The sequence below is a fragment of the Streptomyces sp. NPDC055287 genome, assembly GCF_053646035.1.
Genome location: NZ_JBSHNE010000001.1, coordinates 106,039 through 121,592 on the forward strand (window position 1 = coordinate 106,039; position 15,554 = coordinate 121,592).

Sequence of the window (15,554 nt, forward strand, 5' to 3'; positions counted from 1 at the left end):
GATCCCCTGCGGGAGCCCGGTCCGTAGGGTCGCTCCATGACATCGCAGGCGAACGGTGGCTGGACCGCGTGGCCTTCGGCGGAGGCCCTGTCGCGGCTCGGTGTGCCACGGGGGCGCATGGTCATCGACGGCATCGTCTGGGCGTCGATGACCACCTGGGTCCTCTGGACGGCGTACGACGCGGGGGTCTTCCGGGGCGCCGCCGTCGTCGTCCCGGTGGCCGGGGTCGGGCTGTGCGCCGCCGCCGCCCACGCGTACGAGCGGCTCACGAGGCGCAACCGGCTGGTGCCGGCGGTGGGGACGCTCGGCGTAGTGGCCCTGGTCGCGGCCGGCTCGTACGCCGCCGGGGCGCGGGCCCCCGCCTCCATCCTCTGGATCATGTGCGCCGTACAGGCCATGGCACGGCTTCCGCTCGCCGCCGCCCTGCCCGTCTCCGCGGCCGTCCTCGCGGCGCACGCCGTCAACGACGACGGGGGCGCGGAGCCGGCTGTCCTGGGGCTCGGCATCGTGATCATCGGCTACGCCCTGCGCCTCGACGCACAGGCCCGGGGCGCGGGCTTCCGGCTGCTGGGCCAGGAGCGGGTGGCCCGGGCCGCCGAGGCGGAGTCCGCGGCCCTCGCCGAGCGGGCCCGCATCGCCCGCGAGATCCACGACGTACTGGCGCACAGCCTCTCCGCGCAGATGGTGCACCTCGAGGCGGCACGGATCCAGATCGAACAGGGCGCCGACCCCGCACAGATCCTGGAGCGGGTCGTGGCGGCGCGCGGGATGGCCCGCGAGGGGCTCGCGGAGACCCGCCAGGCGCTCTCCGCGCTGCGCGGTGAGGTGGTGGCCGTCGAGGCCTTCCTGCGGGAACTGGTGGCCCCTTCAGGGGGCGCGACGGTCGAGGTGTCGGGGGAGCGCCGGCCGCTGTCCGCCGAGGCCTCGCAGGCGGTGCGGCGAGTGGCGCAGGAGGCGCTGACGAACGTACGAAAGCACGCGCCGGGCGCGACAGTTCGTATCCTGCTCGGGTACGGGGAGGGCGAAGTGACGTTGCACGTAAGGGATTCGGGCGCAGAGGGTTCACCGGACGCACCTGGCGCCGCCGGAGCAACAGGCGCCGTCGGCGAGCTCACGGACTCCGGCTGTGGTTACGGCCTGCTGGGGATGCGGGAACGGGCCGAGCTTCTGGGCGGCAGCCTGGAGGCGGGACCGGACGGCGAGGGGTACTCGGTGCGGCTGCGGGTCCCGGCATGACCGCCGAAGGGGCGGGTGGGGCCGTCGGCGCTGCCACGGCCGCCGGGAGCCCGGCATGACCGCCAGGGAGGCTGACATGGCCGCCGGAAATACGGAGGCGACCGCCAGAGTCGTCGTCGCCGACGACCAGGCGATGGTGCGCGAGGGCATCGTGCTGCTCCTCGGCCTGCTGCCCGGCATCGAGGTGGTCGGCGCGGCGAAGGACGGCGACGAAGCGGTCGCCCTCGTCGCCACCCACGCGCCCGACGTCGTCCTCATGGACCTGCGGATGCCGCGCTGCGACGGCGTCGAGGCCACCCGCCGCATCCGCGCCGCGCATCCGGCGACGCAGGTCGTGGTCCTCACGACCTACGCCGACGACGAGTCGCTCTTCGCGGCGCTGCGCGCGGGGGCGCGCGGCTATCTCACCAAGGACGCCGACGGCGAGGAGATCGCACGCGCCGTAGCGGACGTGATGTCGGGCCGGGCCGGCCTCGCGCCGGCCGTCCAGTTGCGCCTCCTCGAGGAGGTCACCGCTCCCGTCGCGAGCGCGCCGGCCGAGCCGCCCGACGGTCTCACCCGACGCGAGGCGCAGGTGCTGGCGCTCGTCGCCGAGGGGCTGTCCAACGCCGAGATCGCCCGCACGCTGCACATCGGCACGGCCACCGTGAAGACGCACATCAACAACCTCTTCGCCAAGGCGGGGGTGCGCGACCGGGCCCAGGCGGTGCGGTACGCCTACCGGCACGGGCTCGCACAGCCGCCAGGAACATCCGTCACCTGATGGGGTGAAGTGCGGGGATTGAAGAGTCCGGGATGTTCCCACTCTGTCCATCCTTGGGCACGCGGACAATTCGTTCGCGGACAAGGAGAGTTGTTTCGGTGGAGAAGCAGGAAGGGCGAGAGGCCGCAGCAGTGCGGTACGACGATCCCTGGTACGACGCGCTTGCCTCCGGCTGGGGCGAACTCGACGGCACGGGCGCTCCCGCGCCACTCGCGCCCCCCGCACCGGCGGGCCCCGAACCCGGTCACAGTGCCGCCGAGATCTATCTGGAGGTGCAGCGCAGCGCCGCCTTCCAGGAAGTGCGCGGCCGCTACCGGCGGTTCGTCGTGCCCGCGTCGCTCGCCTTCTTCACCTGGTACGTCGTCTACGTCGTCGCGGCGACCACCGCGCACGACCTGATGGCCCGCCCGGTCGCGGGTGCGGTGAACGTGGCGATGGTCGCCGGACTCGGACAGTTCCTCACCACCTTCCTGCTGACCTGGGCGTACGCACGTCACGCGCGGCTGCGCAGGGACCGCGCGGCGCTCGATCTCCGCTGGGACACCCAGGAACTGACCCGGGGGATCAAGCGGTGACCGACGACCACCAGGTACTCGCGCTACTGCTGTTCTGCGCGTTCATCGCCGCGACACTGGCCATCACGACGTGGGTGAGCCGCAACCGGCGCGGTTCCGCGGAGGAGTTCTACGCGGGGGGACGGCTGTTCTCGCCCATGGAGAACGGTTTCGCCATCGCGGGCGACTACATGTCCGCCGCGTCGTTCCTCGGCATCTCGGGTCTGATCGCGCTCTTCGGCTACGACGGCATGCTGTACTCCGTCGGCTTCCTCGTCGCCTGGCTCGTCGTCCTGCTGCTCGTCGCCGAACTCGTCCGCAACTGCGGCCGGTTCACGCTGGCCGACGTCGTCGCCGCGCGGATGCGGGAGCGGCCCGTCCGTATCGCGGCGGGAACTTCCTCGGTCACGGTGTCCGTTCTCTACCTGGTGGCGCAGATGGTGGGGGCGGGCAGCCTGGTCGCGCTGCTGCTGGGCGGGAGCAGCGAGGCCGCGCGCTCCTGGACGGTCATCGGTGTGGGCGCGCTGATGGTGATCTACGTATCACTGGGAGGGATGCGGGCCACCACCTGGATCCAGATCGTCAAGGCAGTACTGCTCATGGCGGGCACGGTCGTGCTCACCGTGCTCGTACTGGTGCGCTTCCACGGCGACTTCAACCAGCTGTTGCTCACGGCCGCCGAGCGCAGTGGCCACGGCAAGGACTTCCTCTCGCCCGGTCTGCGGTACGGCGGGGACTGGACGGCCCGCTTCGACTTCATCAGCCTCGGCCTCGCGCTCGTCCTCGGCACGGCGGGTCTGCCGCACATCCTGTCCCGCTTCTACACCGTGCCGACCGCGCGTGCCGCCCGCCGTTCCGTCGTCTGGTCGATCGGCCTGATCGGCAGCTTCTACCTGATGACGATCGTGCTCGGCTTCGGCGCGGCGGCGGTGGTCGGCACCGACGAGGTACGGGCGTCCAACGCGGCGGGCAACACAGCGGTTCCGCTGCTCGCCCTCGACCTCGGCGGCGGCGCGGGCTCCACCGGAGGAACGGTTCTCTTCGCCGTCGTCGCGGCCGTGGCCTTCGCCACCATCCTCGCGGTCGTCGCCGGCATCACCCTGGCGTCCTCCGCATCCGTCGCCCACGATCTGTACGCCTCGCTCAGGCGGCGCCACGCCAAGCAGTACAGCGAGGTCGCGGTGGCCCGGTTCGCGGCGGCCGGGATCGGGGCCGTGGCCATCGCGCTCGGCCTGCTCGCCCGCGACATGAACGTCGCGTTCCTCGTCGGGCTGGCCTTCGCGGTCGCCGCGTCCGCCAACCTGCCCGTGCTGCTCTACTCGCTGTTCTGGCGGCACTTCACCACCCGGGGCGCGGTCTGGGCGGTGTACGGCGGCCTCATCCCGGCGGTGCTGCTCGTGCTGCTCTCGCCGGTCGTCTCAGGCAGCCCCGAGTCGCTGTTCCCGGGCGTCGACTTCCAGTTCTTCCCGCTGCAGAACCCGGGCCTGGTCTCGATCCCGCTGGGCTTCGTCGCGGGCTGGGCCGGTACGGCGCTGTCGCCCGAACCGCCGGACGAGGCCCGGCACGCCGAGACGGAGGTGCGGGCACTGACGGGCGCGGGCGCGGTCTGAAGCCGTCGGCGGACCCCGCGCTCAGCCGCTGCTCGCCGTCCAGGCGTACCGGTGCTCAGGGCGGCCCGTCTCGCCGTACTTGAGGCTGAGCCGTACACGCCCCGACCGCTCCAGCAGCTTCAGATAGCGCTGTGCGGTCTGCCGGCTCATACCCGCCCGTTCCGCGATCTCCTGGGCGGACAGCGGCCCTCCGGCTGCCAGCAGCACCTGCCGGACCAGCTCGGCCGTGGTCGGCGAGTGCCCCTTCGGGAGGTCGGGGGAACCGGTCACGGAGAGCGCCCCGAAGATGCGGTCCACCTCGGCCTGTTCCGCCTCGCCGCCCCCGTCGAGGGTCCGGCGCAGCGCGGCGTACGCCTCGAGCTTCGTGCGCAGCCCGGCGAAGTTGAAGGGCTTCACCAGGTACTGGAGGGCTCCCTGGCGCATCGCCGCCTGCACGGTACCGATGTCGCGCGCCGCCGTCACCATGATCACATCGGTCTGGAGGCCGAGCGCGCGCAGTTCCTGGACGAGCGCGAGCCCGTTCCCGTCCGGCAAGTAGTGGTCCAGGAGCACCAGGTCGACGCGGTGCGCGCGGAGCTGGGCCAGGGCGTCGGCGGCGGAATGCGCCCGACCGGCGACGCGGAAGCCCGCGACCTTGGCGACGTACGCGGCGTTGATCTCCGCGACGCGGACGTCGTCGTCCACCACGAGTACGTCGATCATCGCGTCTCTCCTGCTGCGTCCAGGGCCGCCGTGTCCGGCGCCGCCGCGTCCAGGCCCGCCTCCACCGGCCGCGTATCGCCCAGTCCGCCATCCGTCAGCGCCTCCGGGAGTACGACGGTGAATTCGGCGCCGCGCTGCGCACCCTCGCCGGCCCGGGCGCTGCCGCCCTGCCGTTCCGCGAGCCTGCGCACCATCGCGAGGCCGAGGCCCCGCTTGCCGTGGGCCGGCAGCTCCTTGGTCGACCATCCCTCCGTGAAGATCAGTTCGCGCCGCTCTGCCGGGACGCCGGGCCCGCTGTCGGTCACGCGCAGTACGGCCGTACGCCCCCGCGCCCGCAGCTCGACCTCGATCACGGCGTCCGGGGAGCCGGCCGACGCGTCCAGCGCGTTGTCCACCAGGTTGCCGACGACGGTGACCAGACCACGCGGGTCCACCAGCCGGTCGGGCAGCAGCGTCGCGTCGGACAGCCGCAACGCGACCCCGCGCTCGGCGGCGACCGTGGCCTTGCCGACCAGCAGGGCGGCAAGCATCGGGTCGTGGATCTTCTCGGTGATCTGCTCGGCGGTGGCGCGGTGCACCCCCGCGACCTCCGTGACGAACTGCACCGCCTCCTCGTGCATGCCCAGCTCCAGCAGGCCCAGGAGCGTATGCATCCGGTTGGCGTGCTCGTGGTCCTGGGCGCGGAGGGCGTCGATCAGGCCACGCGTCGAGTCCAGCTCGCGCCCTAGCCGCTCCAGTTCGGTGCGGTCGCGCAGGGTCGCCACGGCGCCGCCGTCGTCCGTCGGCATCCGGTTGGTGACCAGGACACGATGGCCGCGCACGGTCAGCAGGTCGTCGCCGGTCACCCGCCCGGCCAGTACATCCGCCGTACGTCCTTCGCCCAGCACATCGTCGAGCGGACACCCCGTGGCCTCGGCGCCGAGGCCGAGCAGCCGCTGGGCCTCGTCGTTCATCAGCCGGATCCTGCCGCCGGCATCCAGCGCGACGACACCTTCCCGGATGCCGTGCAGCATCGCCTCGCGCTCGGCCAGCAGCGCGGAGATGTCGGAGAAGGCCAGGTCGTGGGTCTGCCGCTGGAGTCTTCGGGAGATGAGATACGCCGCCACCGCGCCGACGGCGAGAGCGCCGCCCGCGTACGCCAGCAGCCCGGGGATCGCCGCCAGCAGCCGGGCGCGGACGCTGTCGTACTCGATGCCGACCGATACCGCGCCGACGATGTCGCCGTCGGCGTCACGCAGCGGGACCTTGCCGCGGGCGGAGCGGCCGAGCGTCCCCTCGTCGATCTCCATGACCTCCCGGCCGGCGAGCGCCTCGCTCGGGTCGGTGGAGACGACCTTGCCGATCTGGCGGGCGTCGGTGTGGGACCAGCGGACGCCGCGCTCGTCCATGATCACGACGTACTCGGCGCCGGTCGAGACCCTGATGCGCTCCGCCTCGGCCTGGACGGGTCCCGCCGCGGCCGGCCGCGAACCGGTCACGGCGTCGGCGAGCTGCGGCTGTGCGGCGGTGGTCTGCGCGATCGCGAGCGCCCGCCGCATGGCCTCCTGGTCGAGCTGGGCGCTGAGCGGGGCGAGGAAGAGGCCGGTGGCCAGCACGGTGACGCCGGTGGCGATGGCCAGCTGCATGAGGAGCACCTGCGAGAAGACGCGCCGGGGCCAGCCCAGACGGATCCGTCTGCCGGAGGTGGTCGGTGCGGTGCTCATGTCTACGAACGGTAAAGCGCTGGGCACACCTTTCCGAAATCCCACGCTCCGGCCCGGTACGGCTCCCACGGCGGTCCGGAGCGCCGAGGTCGCCAATATCCTGGGGCGACCCCTTCCCGCGTCAAGAGAAAGGCCCCCTGGTGAGCAAGAAGCAGATCCCGGTCATCGTCCTCGCGGGCTTCCTGGGGTCCGGCAAGACGACCTTGCTCAACCATCTCCTCGCGCGGAGCCGGGGCACCAGGATCGGCGCGATCGTGAACGACTTCGGGGCCATCGAGATCGACGCCATGGCGGTCGCCGGGCAGCTCGGGGACTCCACCGTTTCGCTCGGCAACGGGTGTCTGTGCTGCGCGGTCGATGTGAGCGAGCTCGACGAGTACCTGGAGAAGCTGACCCGCCCCGCCGCCCGGCTCGACGTGATCGTCATCGAGGCGAGCGGCCTCGCGGAGCCGCAGGAACTGGTCCGGATGATCCTGGCCAGCGAGAACGAGCGCATCGTGTACGGGGGGCTCGCCGAGGTCGTCGACGCCGTCGAGTTCGACGCGACGCGAGAGCGTCACCCCGAGCTGGACCGGCACCTCGCCGTCGCCGACCTCGTCGTACTGAACAAGACGGACCGGGTGGGGGAGGAGCACCTCGCCCGTGTCCTCGGCACCGTCCGGGGCCTCAGCGGCGGTACGGCCGTGGTGCGCGCGGCGTTCGGGCGGATCGATCCGGAGCTGCTCTTCGACCCGGCGGCGCGGCCGGACGCCGAGGAGAAGGTACGACAGCTGTCGTTCGACGACCTGCGGGGCGAGGAGCAGGCCGCGGACGCGCACGACTGCCACGGGGATCACCTGCACGCGGCGTACGAGAGCGTCTCCTTCACCTCGGAGGTGCCCATGGACCCGCGACGGCTCATGGAGTTCCTCGACACCAGGCCGCAGGGGCTCTACCGCATCAAGGGGTACGTCGACTTCGGCACGGGCGACGCCCGTAACCGCTACGCGGTGCATGCCGTCGGCCGGTTCCTCCGCTTCTACCCCGAGCCGTGGGGGCGCGACGAGCAGCGGATCACTCAGCTCGTACTGATCGGGTCGGGCACCGACGGAGCGGCGCTGGCCAAGGAGCTCGCGGCCTGCCGGGCGGACGGGACGCGGGAGGGATCGCGGGACGACGCACAGGACGGCCCGCAGGACGTACCGCTGGACAGCCCGCAGGACGCCCCCGCCGCTGCCTACGAGCACAGCATGTGGGGCGTCCTGCGGTACGTACGGGGCGAGGGCTAGACCGGACCCGCCAGCGCCGCCACCGGCGTGGTCAGCGGGGTGCCCGAGCCGTCGCGGCGCGGGTCCGGCTCCGGCAGCTCGACCGGCGCGCCGTTCTTCGCTGCCGCGCGGGCCGGTGCGGCCCCCGCCCAGGCCAGGATGAGAATGTCCTCGCCCTTGAGGAACCGCTGGCAGCGCACGCCGCCGGTGGCCCGGCCCTTGCGCGGGTACTGGTCGAACGGTGTCAGCTTCGCCGACGTCTCCGTGTCGCCGAGCAGCGTGCCGGCCGTACCGGCCACCGTGAAGACCGCGGCGTCCGCCGCCGGGTCCACCGCCGTGAAGGAGATCACCTTGGCGCCCTCGGCGAGCTTGATGCCCGCCATGCCGCCCGCGGCCCGGCCCTGCGGCCTGACCTGCCCCGCCGGGTAGCGCAGGAGCTGGGCGTCGTCCGTGATGAAGACCAGGTCCTCCTCACCGGAGCGCAGCTCGGCCCCGCCGACGATCCGGTCACCGTCCTTGAGGGTGATGACCTCCAGCTCGTCCTTGTTGGCCGGGTAGTCGGGGACCACCCGCTTGACCACGCCCTGCTCGGTGCCGAGCGCGAGTCCCGGTGAGGCCTCGTCGAGCGTGGTGAGACAGATCAGCGACTCGTCCGGCTCCAGGGACAGGAACTCGGTGACCGGGGCCCCGCCCGAGAGGTTGGGTGCGGAGGCCGTGCCGGGGAGCTGGGGCAGGTCGATGACCGCCAGACGGAGCAGACGGCCGGACGACGTCACCGCGCCCACGTCGCCGCGCGCCGTGGCGGGTACGGCCGAGACGATCACGTCGTGCTTGGTGCGCCGGGCGTCGTCCATGGCCAGGGGCTCGCCATTGGCCGTGCGGGCCAGCAGGCCGGTCGACGACAGCAGCACCCGGCAGGGGTCGTCCGCGACCTCCAGCGGCACCGCGGCGACGGGCGAACTCCCGGACTCCAGCAGTACGGTGCGCCGGTCGGTGCCGAACTTCTTCGCCACCGCCGCCAGTTCGGCCGAGACCAGCTTGCGCAGCTCGGTGTCCGACTCCAGGATCCCGGTCAGCTCGTCGATCTCGCCGGTCAGCCGGTCGCGCTCGCTCTCCAGCTCGATCCGGTCGAACTTGGTGAGCCGGCGCAGTGGCGTGTCCAGGATGTACTGCGTCTGGATCTCGCTCAGGGAGAAGTGCTCGATGAGCCGCTCCTTGGCCTGCGCCGAGTTGTCGCTGGAACGGATGAGCCGGATGACCTCGTCGATGTCGAGCAGCGCGACCAGCAGACCGAGGACCAGGTGCAGCCGGTCGCGCCGCTTGGTACGGCGGAACTCGCTGCGGCGGCGTACGACCTCGAAGCGGTGATCGAGATAGACCTCCAGCAGCTCCTTGAGACCCAGCGTCAGCGGCTGGCCGTCCACCAGCGCCACATTGTTGATGCCGAAGGTCTCCTCCATCGGCGTCAACTTGTAGAGCTGCTCCAGGACGGCCTCGGGGACGAACCCGTTCTTGATCTCGATGACCAGGCGCAGGCCGTGCATGCGGTCCGTGAGGTCCTTGACGTCCGCGATGCCCTGGAGCTTCTTGGACGAGACCAGGTCCTTGATCTTGGCGATCACCTTCTCCGGGCCGACGGTGAAGGGCAGTTCGGTGACGACGAGGCCCTTGCGGCGCGCCGTCACGTTCTCCACGGTCGCCGTCGAACGGATCTTGAAGGTGCCGCGGCCGTTCTCGTACGCGTCCTTGATCCCGCCGAGGCCGACGATCCGGCCGCCGGTCGGCAGGTCCGGCCCCGGCACGAAGCGCATCAGCGTCTCGAGGTCCGCGCCGGGGTGCTTGATCAGGTGCCGGGCGGCGGCGACGACCTCGCCCAGGTTGTGCGGCGGCATGTTCGTCGCCATGCCGACGGCGATCCCGGACGCGCCGTTGACCAGCAGGTTCGGGTACGCCGCGGGAAGCGCGACGGGCTCGCGCTCCTGCCCGTCGTAGTTCGGGTTGAAGTCGACGGTGTCCTCGTCGATCGACTCCGTCATCAGCGAGGTGGCGTCGGCCATCCGGCATTCCGTGTACCGCATGGCGGCCGGCGGGTCGTCGTTGCCGAGGGAGCCGAAGTTGCCGTGGCCGTCGACGAGCGGCAGGCGCATCGAGAAGGGCTGTGCCATGCGCACGAGCGCGTCGTAGATCGAAGCGTCGCCGTGCGGGTGCAGCTTGCCCATCACCTCGCCGACGACGCGGGCGCACTTCACGTAGCCGCGGTCGGGCCGCAGCCCCATCTCGTTCATCTGGTAGACGATGCGTCGGTGCACCGGCTTCATGCCGTCGCGGGCGTCGGGCAGCGCTCGCGAGTAGATCACCGAGTACGCGTACTCGAGGAAGGAGCCCTGCATTTCGTCGACGACGTCGACATCGAGGATCTTCTCCTCGAACGCATCGTCCGGCGGCGGGGTCTTCGTGCTGCGGCGGGCCATCGCGGCTGCGGCTCCTTCGCGGTTCTGTAGGGCGAGTTCTTGGGTGTGATGCCGACCATTGTGGACCGGCGCACTGACAACGCCGACCTCGACCCGTCCGTTGCGCCTGCTCGGGCGTTCCCTGAGGGCGTACACGGGCCGGGAACTTCGCCAGGCGTCCGTGAGCTTGCATACAGTGGCAGGACTTCTCCATATCGCGATCGAAGGGACGTACATGCCCATGGGTCACACGGCCACAGCGCAGGCCGGTTCCGGCGGCCTGACAGCGACAGAGCACCGGCTGGCCAATGGCCTGCGCGTGGTGCTCTCCGAGGACCACCTGACCCCGGTCGCCGCGGTCTGCCTCTGGTACGACGTAGGTTCGCGCCACGAGGTCAAGGGCCGTACCGGCCTTGCTCACCTTTTCGAGCACCTGATGTTCCAGGGCTCGGCGCAGGTCAAGGGCAACGGTCACTTCGAGCTGGTGCAGGGTGCGGGCGGTTCGCTCAACGGCACGACCAGCTTCGAGCGCACCAACTACTTCGAGACGATGCCCGCCCACCAGGTGGAGCTGGCTCTGTGGCTGGAAGCCGACCGGATGGGCTCGCTGCTCTCCGCGCTCGACGAGGAGTCCATGGAGAACCAGCGTGACGTCGTCAAGAACGAGCGCCGCCAGCGGTACGACAACGTGCCGTACGGTACCGCCTTCGAGAAGCTGACCGCACTGTCCTACCCCGAGGGCCACCCGTACCACCACACGCCGATCGGCTCGATGGCCGACCTGGACGCCGCGACCCTCGAGGACGCGCGCGCCTTCTTCCGTACGTACTACGCGCCGAACAACGCGGTGATCTCGGTCGTCGGCGACATCGACCCGCAGCAGACCCTCGCCTGGATCGAGCAGTACTTCGGCTCCATCCCGTCCCACGACGGCAAGCAGCCGCCGCGCGACGGCACGCTGCCCGACATCATCGGGCAGGAGCTGCGCGAGGAGATCCACGAAGAGGTCCCGGCCCGCGCGCTGATGGCCGCCTACCGGCTGCCGCACGACGGCACCCGCGAGGCCGACGCCGCCGATCTGGCTCTCACCGTCCTCGGCGGCGGCGAGTCCTCCCGGCTGCACAACCGCCTGGTCCGCCGCGACCGTACGGCCGTCGCCGCAGGCTTCGGGCTGCTGCGCCTGTCCGGCGCGCCCTCGCTCGGCTGGCTGGACGTCAAGACGTCGGCCGGCGTCGAGGTGCCCGACATCGAGCGCGCCGTCGACGAGGAGCTGGCCCGCTTCGCCGCCGAGGGACCCACGCCCGAGGAGATGGAGCGCGCGCAGGCCCAGTTGGAGCGCGAGTGGCTCGACCGGCTCGGTACGGTCGCGGGCCGTGCCGACGAACTGTGCCGGTACGCCGTCCTGTTCGGCGACCCGCAGCTCGCACTGACCGCCGTCGGGCGCGTCCTGGACATCACGGCGGAGGAGGTCCAGGCGGCCGCCAAGGCCCGGCTGCGCCCGGACAACCGCGCGGTCCTCGTCTACGAGCCGACCCACGCGGCCGACGCAGCCGACGACACCGCCGCCGGTGAGACCGCTGACCAGGAAGGGGCGGACAAGTGACCGACACCGCAGCCGTGAGAATGAAGTTCCACCCGCAGCCGCAGGCCGGCACCCCCACGCCGTGGGCGTTCCCCGCCCCCGAGCGCGGCGCCCTGCCCAACGGCCTGACCGTGCTGCGCTGCCACCGTCCCGGCCAGCAGGTCGTGGCGGTCGAGGTGTTCCTCGCCGCCCCCCTGGAGGCCGAGCCGGCCGGTCTCGACGGCGTCGCGACGATCATGGCGCGGGCCTTCTCGGAGGGCACCGACAAGCACTCCGCCGAGGAGTTCGCCGCCGAGCTGGAGCGATGCGGCGCCACGCTCGACGCGTACGCCGACCATCCGGGCGTCCGGGTCTCCCTGGAGGTCCCCGTCTCCAGGCTGCCCAAGGCGCTCGGCCTGCTCGCGGACGCGCTGCGCGCGCCCGCGTTCGCGGACAGCGAGATCGAGCGCCTGGTGGCCAACCGGCTCGACGAGATCCCGCACGAGACGGCCAACCCGTCCCGCCGCGCGGCCAAGCAGCTCTCCAAGGAGCTGTTCCCGGCGGCCTCCCGCATGTCGCGGCCGCGCCAGGGCACCGAGGAGACGGTGCAGCAGATCGACTCCGGCGCGGTGCGGGCCTTCTACGTGGCCCACGTGCGTCCCGCGACCGCCACCGCGGTGGTCGTCGGAGACCTCGAGGGCACCGACCTGGACGCGATCCTGGCCGACACGCTGGGCGCGTGGAAGGGCGACACCGCCGCATCGCGCCCGGTACCGCCGGTCACCGCCGACGACACGGGCCGTGTGGTCATCGTGGACCGCCCCGGCGCGGTCCAGACCCAGCTGCTCATCGGCCGGATCGGCCCCGACCGCCACGACCGGGTCTGGCCGGCCCAGGTCCTCGGCACGTACTGCCTGGGCGGCACGCTCACCTCCCGCCTGGACCGCGTCCTGCGCGAGGAGAAGGGCTACACGTACGGCGTGCGCGCCTTCGGCCAGGTGCTGCGCTCCGCTCCCGACGGCTCGGGCGCGTCCATGCTGGCGATCAGCGGCTCGGTGGACACGGAGTCCACGGGCCCGGCGCTCGAAGACCTCTGGAAGGTGCTGCGCACCCTGGCGGCCGAGGGCCTCACCGACGCCGAGCGGGATGTCGCCGTACAGAACCTGGTGGGTGTCGCGCCGCTCAAGTACGAGACGGCCGCGGCCGTCGCCGGCACGCTCGCCGACCAGGTCGAGCAGCACCTGCCGGACGACTTCCAGGCCCAGATGTACGCCCGCCTCGCCGAGACGGGCACCGTGGAGGCCACCGCGGCGGTCGTCAGCGCCTTCCCTGAGGACCGGCTGGTCACGGTCCTCGTCGGGGACGCGTCGCAGATCGAGGAGCCCGTCAGGGCGCTCGGCATCGGCGAGGTGACGGTGGTCAGCGGCTGAGCCGTCCGAACCGGCCGAACAACTCCCCTCAAAGCGGGAGATAGAGGGACCCCGGCAACCGGAAGGCTGTCGGGGTCCTTCTCTTATGTCCGATTTGTTGTGGTGGTTGCCTGTCTGGCCTGTGGGGTGCGTTACAAAACCCCGTGTCTGTTTGGTGATTAAAAGATGTCCCGTTTAGCGTCTGTCCGGCTGTCCGTCAGCAGTGAGCCGCATCCGTGGCACCGGACAGTCATCGCCGAGTCCCCGTCAGGCGCGAGCCTGGGGAGCCGGGGACCCAATCAGTCCCTGGGGTGAATCGGACGTCCTCTGTGCGTACGTACGGAGGGGTCCGTAGGAGACCTTCCTGCTCCGAACCCGTCAGCTAACCCGGTAGGCGAGAAGGAAGGAAAGGATCAGCCACTCCATGGCGTTCACCCGTGCCACCGGGAAGCACCGTCGTCCGAGCCGCCTGACGCGCAAGAGCGCGAACATGGCCGGCGTCGCCGCACTCGCGACGACCGGCGTCATCGGAGGCCTGGCCTCTCCGGCCCTCGCCGCCGGCGGCGAAGCGGCCCAGGCCGTCCAGGACACCGGCCTGACCCAGGCCATCGTCATCGGCGATTCCCTCGCCGACCAGATCGCCGCCCAGGCCGAGCAGCAGCAGCACGCCGCCGACAAGGCCGAGGCCGAGCGCAAGGCGGCTCTGAAGAAGGCCGAAGCCAAGCGCAAGGCGGAGGCCAAGGCCAAGGCCGAGGCCCAGGCGCGGGCCAAGAAGGAGCGTGAGGAGCGCGCCGCCAAGGAGCGCGCCGCCCGCGAGGCCGAGCGCAAGCGTCTCAACGGCTACACCCTCCCGGTCGCCGGCTCCGTCGTCACCACCGGCTACAAGACCGGCGGCAACCTCTGGTCCTCCGGCAGCCACTCCGGCGTCGACTTCCGCGCCGCGTCCGGCAGTTCCGTCGTCTCCGTCGCCGGGGGCACCGTCGTCGAGGCCGGCTGGGGCGGGGCGTACGGCAACAACATCGTCATCCGGATGAACGACGGCACGTACACGCAGTACGGCCACCTGTCGTCCATCGGTGTCTCCGTCGGCCAGACCGTCGCCTCCGGCCAGCAGATAGGCCTCTCGGGCTCGACCGGCAACTCGACGGGCCCGCACCTGCACTTCGAGGCCCGCACGACCCCCGAGTACGGCTCGGACATGGACCCGGTCGCGTACCTGCGCGCGCACGGTGTGAACGTCTGACCGCTCGGTCGTACGGAAGGCCCCGGCTCACCCGCCGGGGCCTTCCGCATGTCTGGCGTGTCCAAAAGCAGTCCATGAATTAAAGCCCCCGTCGGAAATCCGGGACCGCTGCAATAGAGTCACCGAACAGGCGTCGATCAACCGCGTTTCGCGGGGATTAAGGCGGAGGTTCGGTCATGCGCATTCCCGCGCAATCGGTATGCACGGCAATCCGTGACGACATCGTGTCCGGTGTGTTCGCGCGGGGCAGCAGGCTCACCGAGGAGCTGCTGGCGCGCCGTTACGGTGTCTCGCGCGTCCCGGTGCGCGAGGCCCTGCGCACGCTGGAGTCCGAGGGGTTCGTCACCACCCGCCGGCACGCGGGCGCCTGCGTGGCCGAGCCCACCGAGCAGGAGGCCGCCGACCTGCTGGAGGTGCGGACGCTGCTCGAGCCGCTGGGCGCGGCCCGCGCCGCCCAGCGGCGCACCGAGGCCCACCTGAAGGTGCTGCGCGGCCTGGTCAGGCTCGGCCAGGAGCGGGCCCGCCGGGGGGAGGGCGAGGATCTGCGCTCGCTGGGCAGCTGGTTCCACGAGACGCTCGCCCAGGCGTCGGGCAGCCCCGGCCTCACGGCCCTGCTCACTCAGCTCCGGCACAAGATCGCGTGGATGTACGCCGTCGAGCAGCCCGCCCGCCCCGCCGAGTCCTGGGCCGAACACGGCGCGATCGTCGACGCCGTGGCGCGCGGCGACGCCGAGCGGGCCCGCGCGCTGACGGCCCTGCACGCCGAACGGGCGGTGGCCGCACACCGGTTGCGGCGTCCCGCCCCGGAGCGCGGGCGGGAGCGCGGTCAGGAACGCGTGAGGACTTCGCAACATCCCGTAAACATCGTGAGTGGCCGCCATTAACAGCGGCGCCGTATACAAAGAGGGCGAATGAGTGGGGGCTTATTTCTGCTGCCCGCATTCGCGTTTGTTGTCGTACGGCTTCGCATAAACAAAAAGGAGCCGTGGGGGCCCGCCGTGCGGGGGCCCCCGGGGCAGACCGGGTAATAGACCCCCAGGGTGGTGGGAAGGGAGGGGGGAAGAAGGACAGACACA

General features: G+C 71.6%; 12 protein-coding genes and 1 riboswitch. Of the genes, 9 read left to right on the forward strand and 3 right to left on the reverse strand.

Translation table 11 applies throughout. The features are described from left to right. Positions 1–36 precede the first annotated feature (36 nt). The 4 genes from ACWIHY_RS00440 to ACWIHY_RS00455 all read left to right on the forward strand — a co-directional run bounded on the left by ACWIHY_RS00440 (position 37) and on the right by ACWIHY_RS00455 (position 4,163). Positions 37–1,236, forward strand: coding sequence for a sensor histidine kinase (locus tag ACWIHY_RS00440; RefSeq protein WP_454373327.1), 1,200 nt, complete (start codon positions 37–39; stop codon positions 1,234–1,236). A gap of 55 nt (positions 1,237–1,291) precedes the next feature. Next, positions 1,292–1,999, forward strand: coding sequence for a response regulator (locus tag ACWIHY_RS00445; RefSeq protein ID WP_454373328.1), 708 nt, complete (start codon positions 1,292–1,294; stop codon positions 1,997–1,999). A gap of 98 nt (positions 2,000–2,097) precedes the next feature. After that, complete coding sequence (locus ACWIHY_RS00450; protein WP_454373329.1) at positions 2,098–2,574, forward strand: DUF485 domain-containing protein; 477 nt, start codon at positions 2,098–2,100, stop codon at positions 2,572–2,574. Next, positions 2,571–4,163, forward strand: coding sequence for a solute symporter family protein (locus ACWIHY_RS00455; protein WP_454373330.1), 1,593 nt, complete (start codon positions 2,571–2,573; stop codon positions 4,161–4,163). The genes ACWIHY_RS00450 and ACWIHY_RS00455 overlap by 4 nt, the downstream gene beginning before the upstream one ends. A gap of 21 nt (positions 4,164–4,184) precedes the next feature. On the opposite strand, the gene ACWIHY_RS00460 is transcribed toward ACWIHY_RS00455, so the two are convergent. After that, the gene (locus ACWIHY_RS00460; protein WP_454373331.1) at positions 4,185–4,865 is read right to left on the reverse strand and encodes a DUF7342 family protein; all 681 of its coding nucleotides are present in this window, start codon (positions 4,863–4,865) and stop codon (positions 4,185–4,187) included. Beyond that, a complete protein-coding gene (locus tag ACWIHY_RS00465; RefSeq protein WP_454373332.1) occupies positions 4,862–6,568 on the reverse strand; it encodes a sensor histidine kinase in 1,707 nt (568 codons plus the stop codon). The genes ACWIHY_RS00460 and ACWIHY_RS00465 overlap by 4 nt, the downstream gene beginning before the upstream one ends. 140 nt (positions 6,569–6,708) lie before the next feature. Between ACWIHY_RS00465 and ACWIHY_RS00470 the strand changes: the two genes are divergently transcribed. After that, entirely contained in the window at positions 6,709–7,836 is a 1,128-nt protein-coding gene (locus ACWIHY_RS00470) for a CobW family GTP-binding protein (RefSeq protein WP_454373333.1), read from the forward strand. Here ACWIHY_RS00470 and ACWIHY_RS00475 read toward each other — a convergent pair. Beyond that, complete coding sequence (locus tag ACWIHY_RS00475; RefSeq protein WP_454373334.1) at positions 7,833–10,286, reverse strand: DNA gyrase/topoisomerase IV subunit A; 2,454 nt, start codon at positions 10,284–10,286, stop codon at positions 7,833–7,835. The two genes, ACWIHY_RS00470 and ACWIHY_RS00475, sit on opposite strands and share 4 nt — an antisense overlap. 214 nt (positions 10,287–10,500) lie before the next feature. Here ACWIHY_RS00475 and ACWIHY_RS00480 point away from each other — a divergent pair, with 214 nt between their 5' ends. The 4 genes from ACWIHY_RS00480 to ACWIHY_RS00495 all read left to right on the forward strand — a co-directional run bounded on the left by ACWIHY_RS00480 (position 10,501) and on the right by ACWIHY_RS00495 (position 15,362). After that, a complete protein-coding gene (locus ACWIHY_RS00480) occupies positions 10,501–11,868 on the forward strand; it encodes a M16 family metallopeptidase (RefSeq protein WP_454373839.1) in 1,368 nt (455 codons plus the stop codon). A gap of 20 nt (positions 11,869–11,888) precedes the next feature. Continuing rightward, positions 11,889–13,256, forward strand: a complete 1,368-nt coding sequence (locus tag ACWIHY_RS00485) for a M16 family metallopeptidase (RefSeq protein WP_454373840.1) — start codon at positions 11,889–11,891, stop codon at positions 13,254–13,256. A gap of 223 nt (positions 13,257–13,479) precedes the next feature. Beyond that, positions 13,480–13,647: riboswitch (cyclic di-AMP (ydaO/yuaA leader) on the forward strand. A gap of 12 nt (positions 13,648–13,659) precedes the next feature. Next, positions 13,660–14,478: a M23 family metallopeptidase gene (locus ACWIHY_RS00490; RefSeq protein ID WP_454373335.1), complete on the forward strand. Its 819-nt coding sequence runs from the start codon at positions 13,660–13,662 to the stop codon at positions 14,476–14,478. A gap of 176 nt (positions 14,479–14,654) precedes the next feature. Next, entirely contained in the window at positions 14,655–15,362 is a 708-nt protein-coding gene (locus ACWIHY_RS00495) for a GntR family transcriptional regulator (RefSeq protein ID WP_454373336.1), read from the forward strand. Positions 15,363–15,554 lie beyond the last annotated feature (192 nt).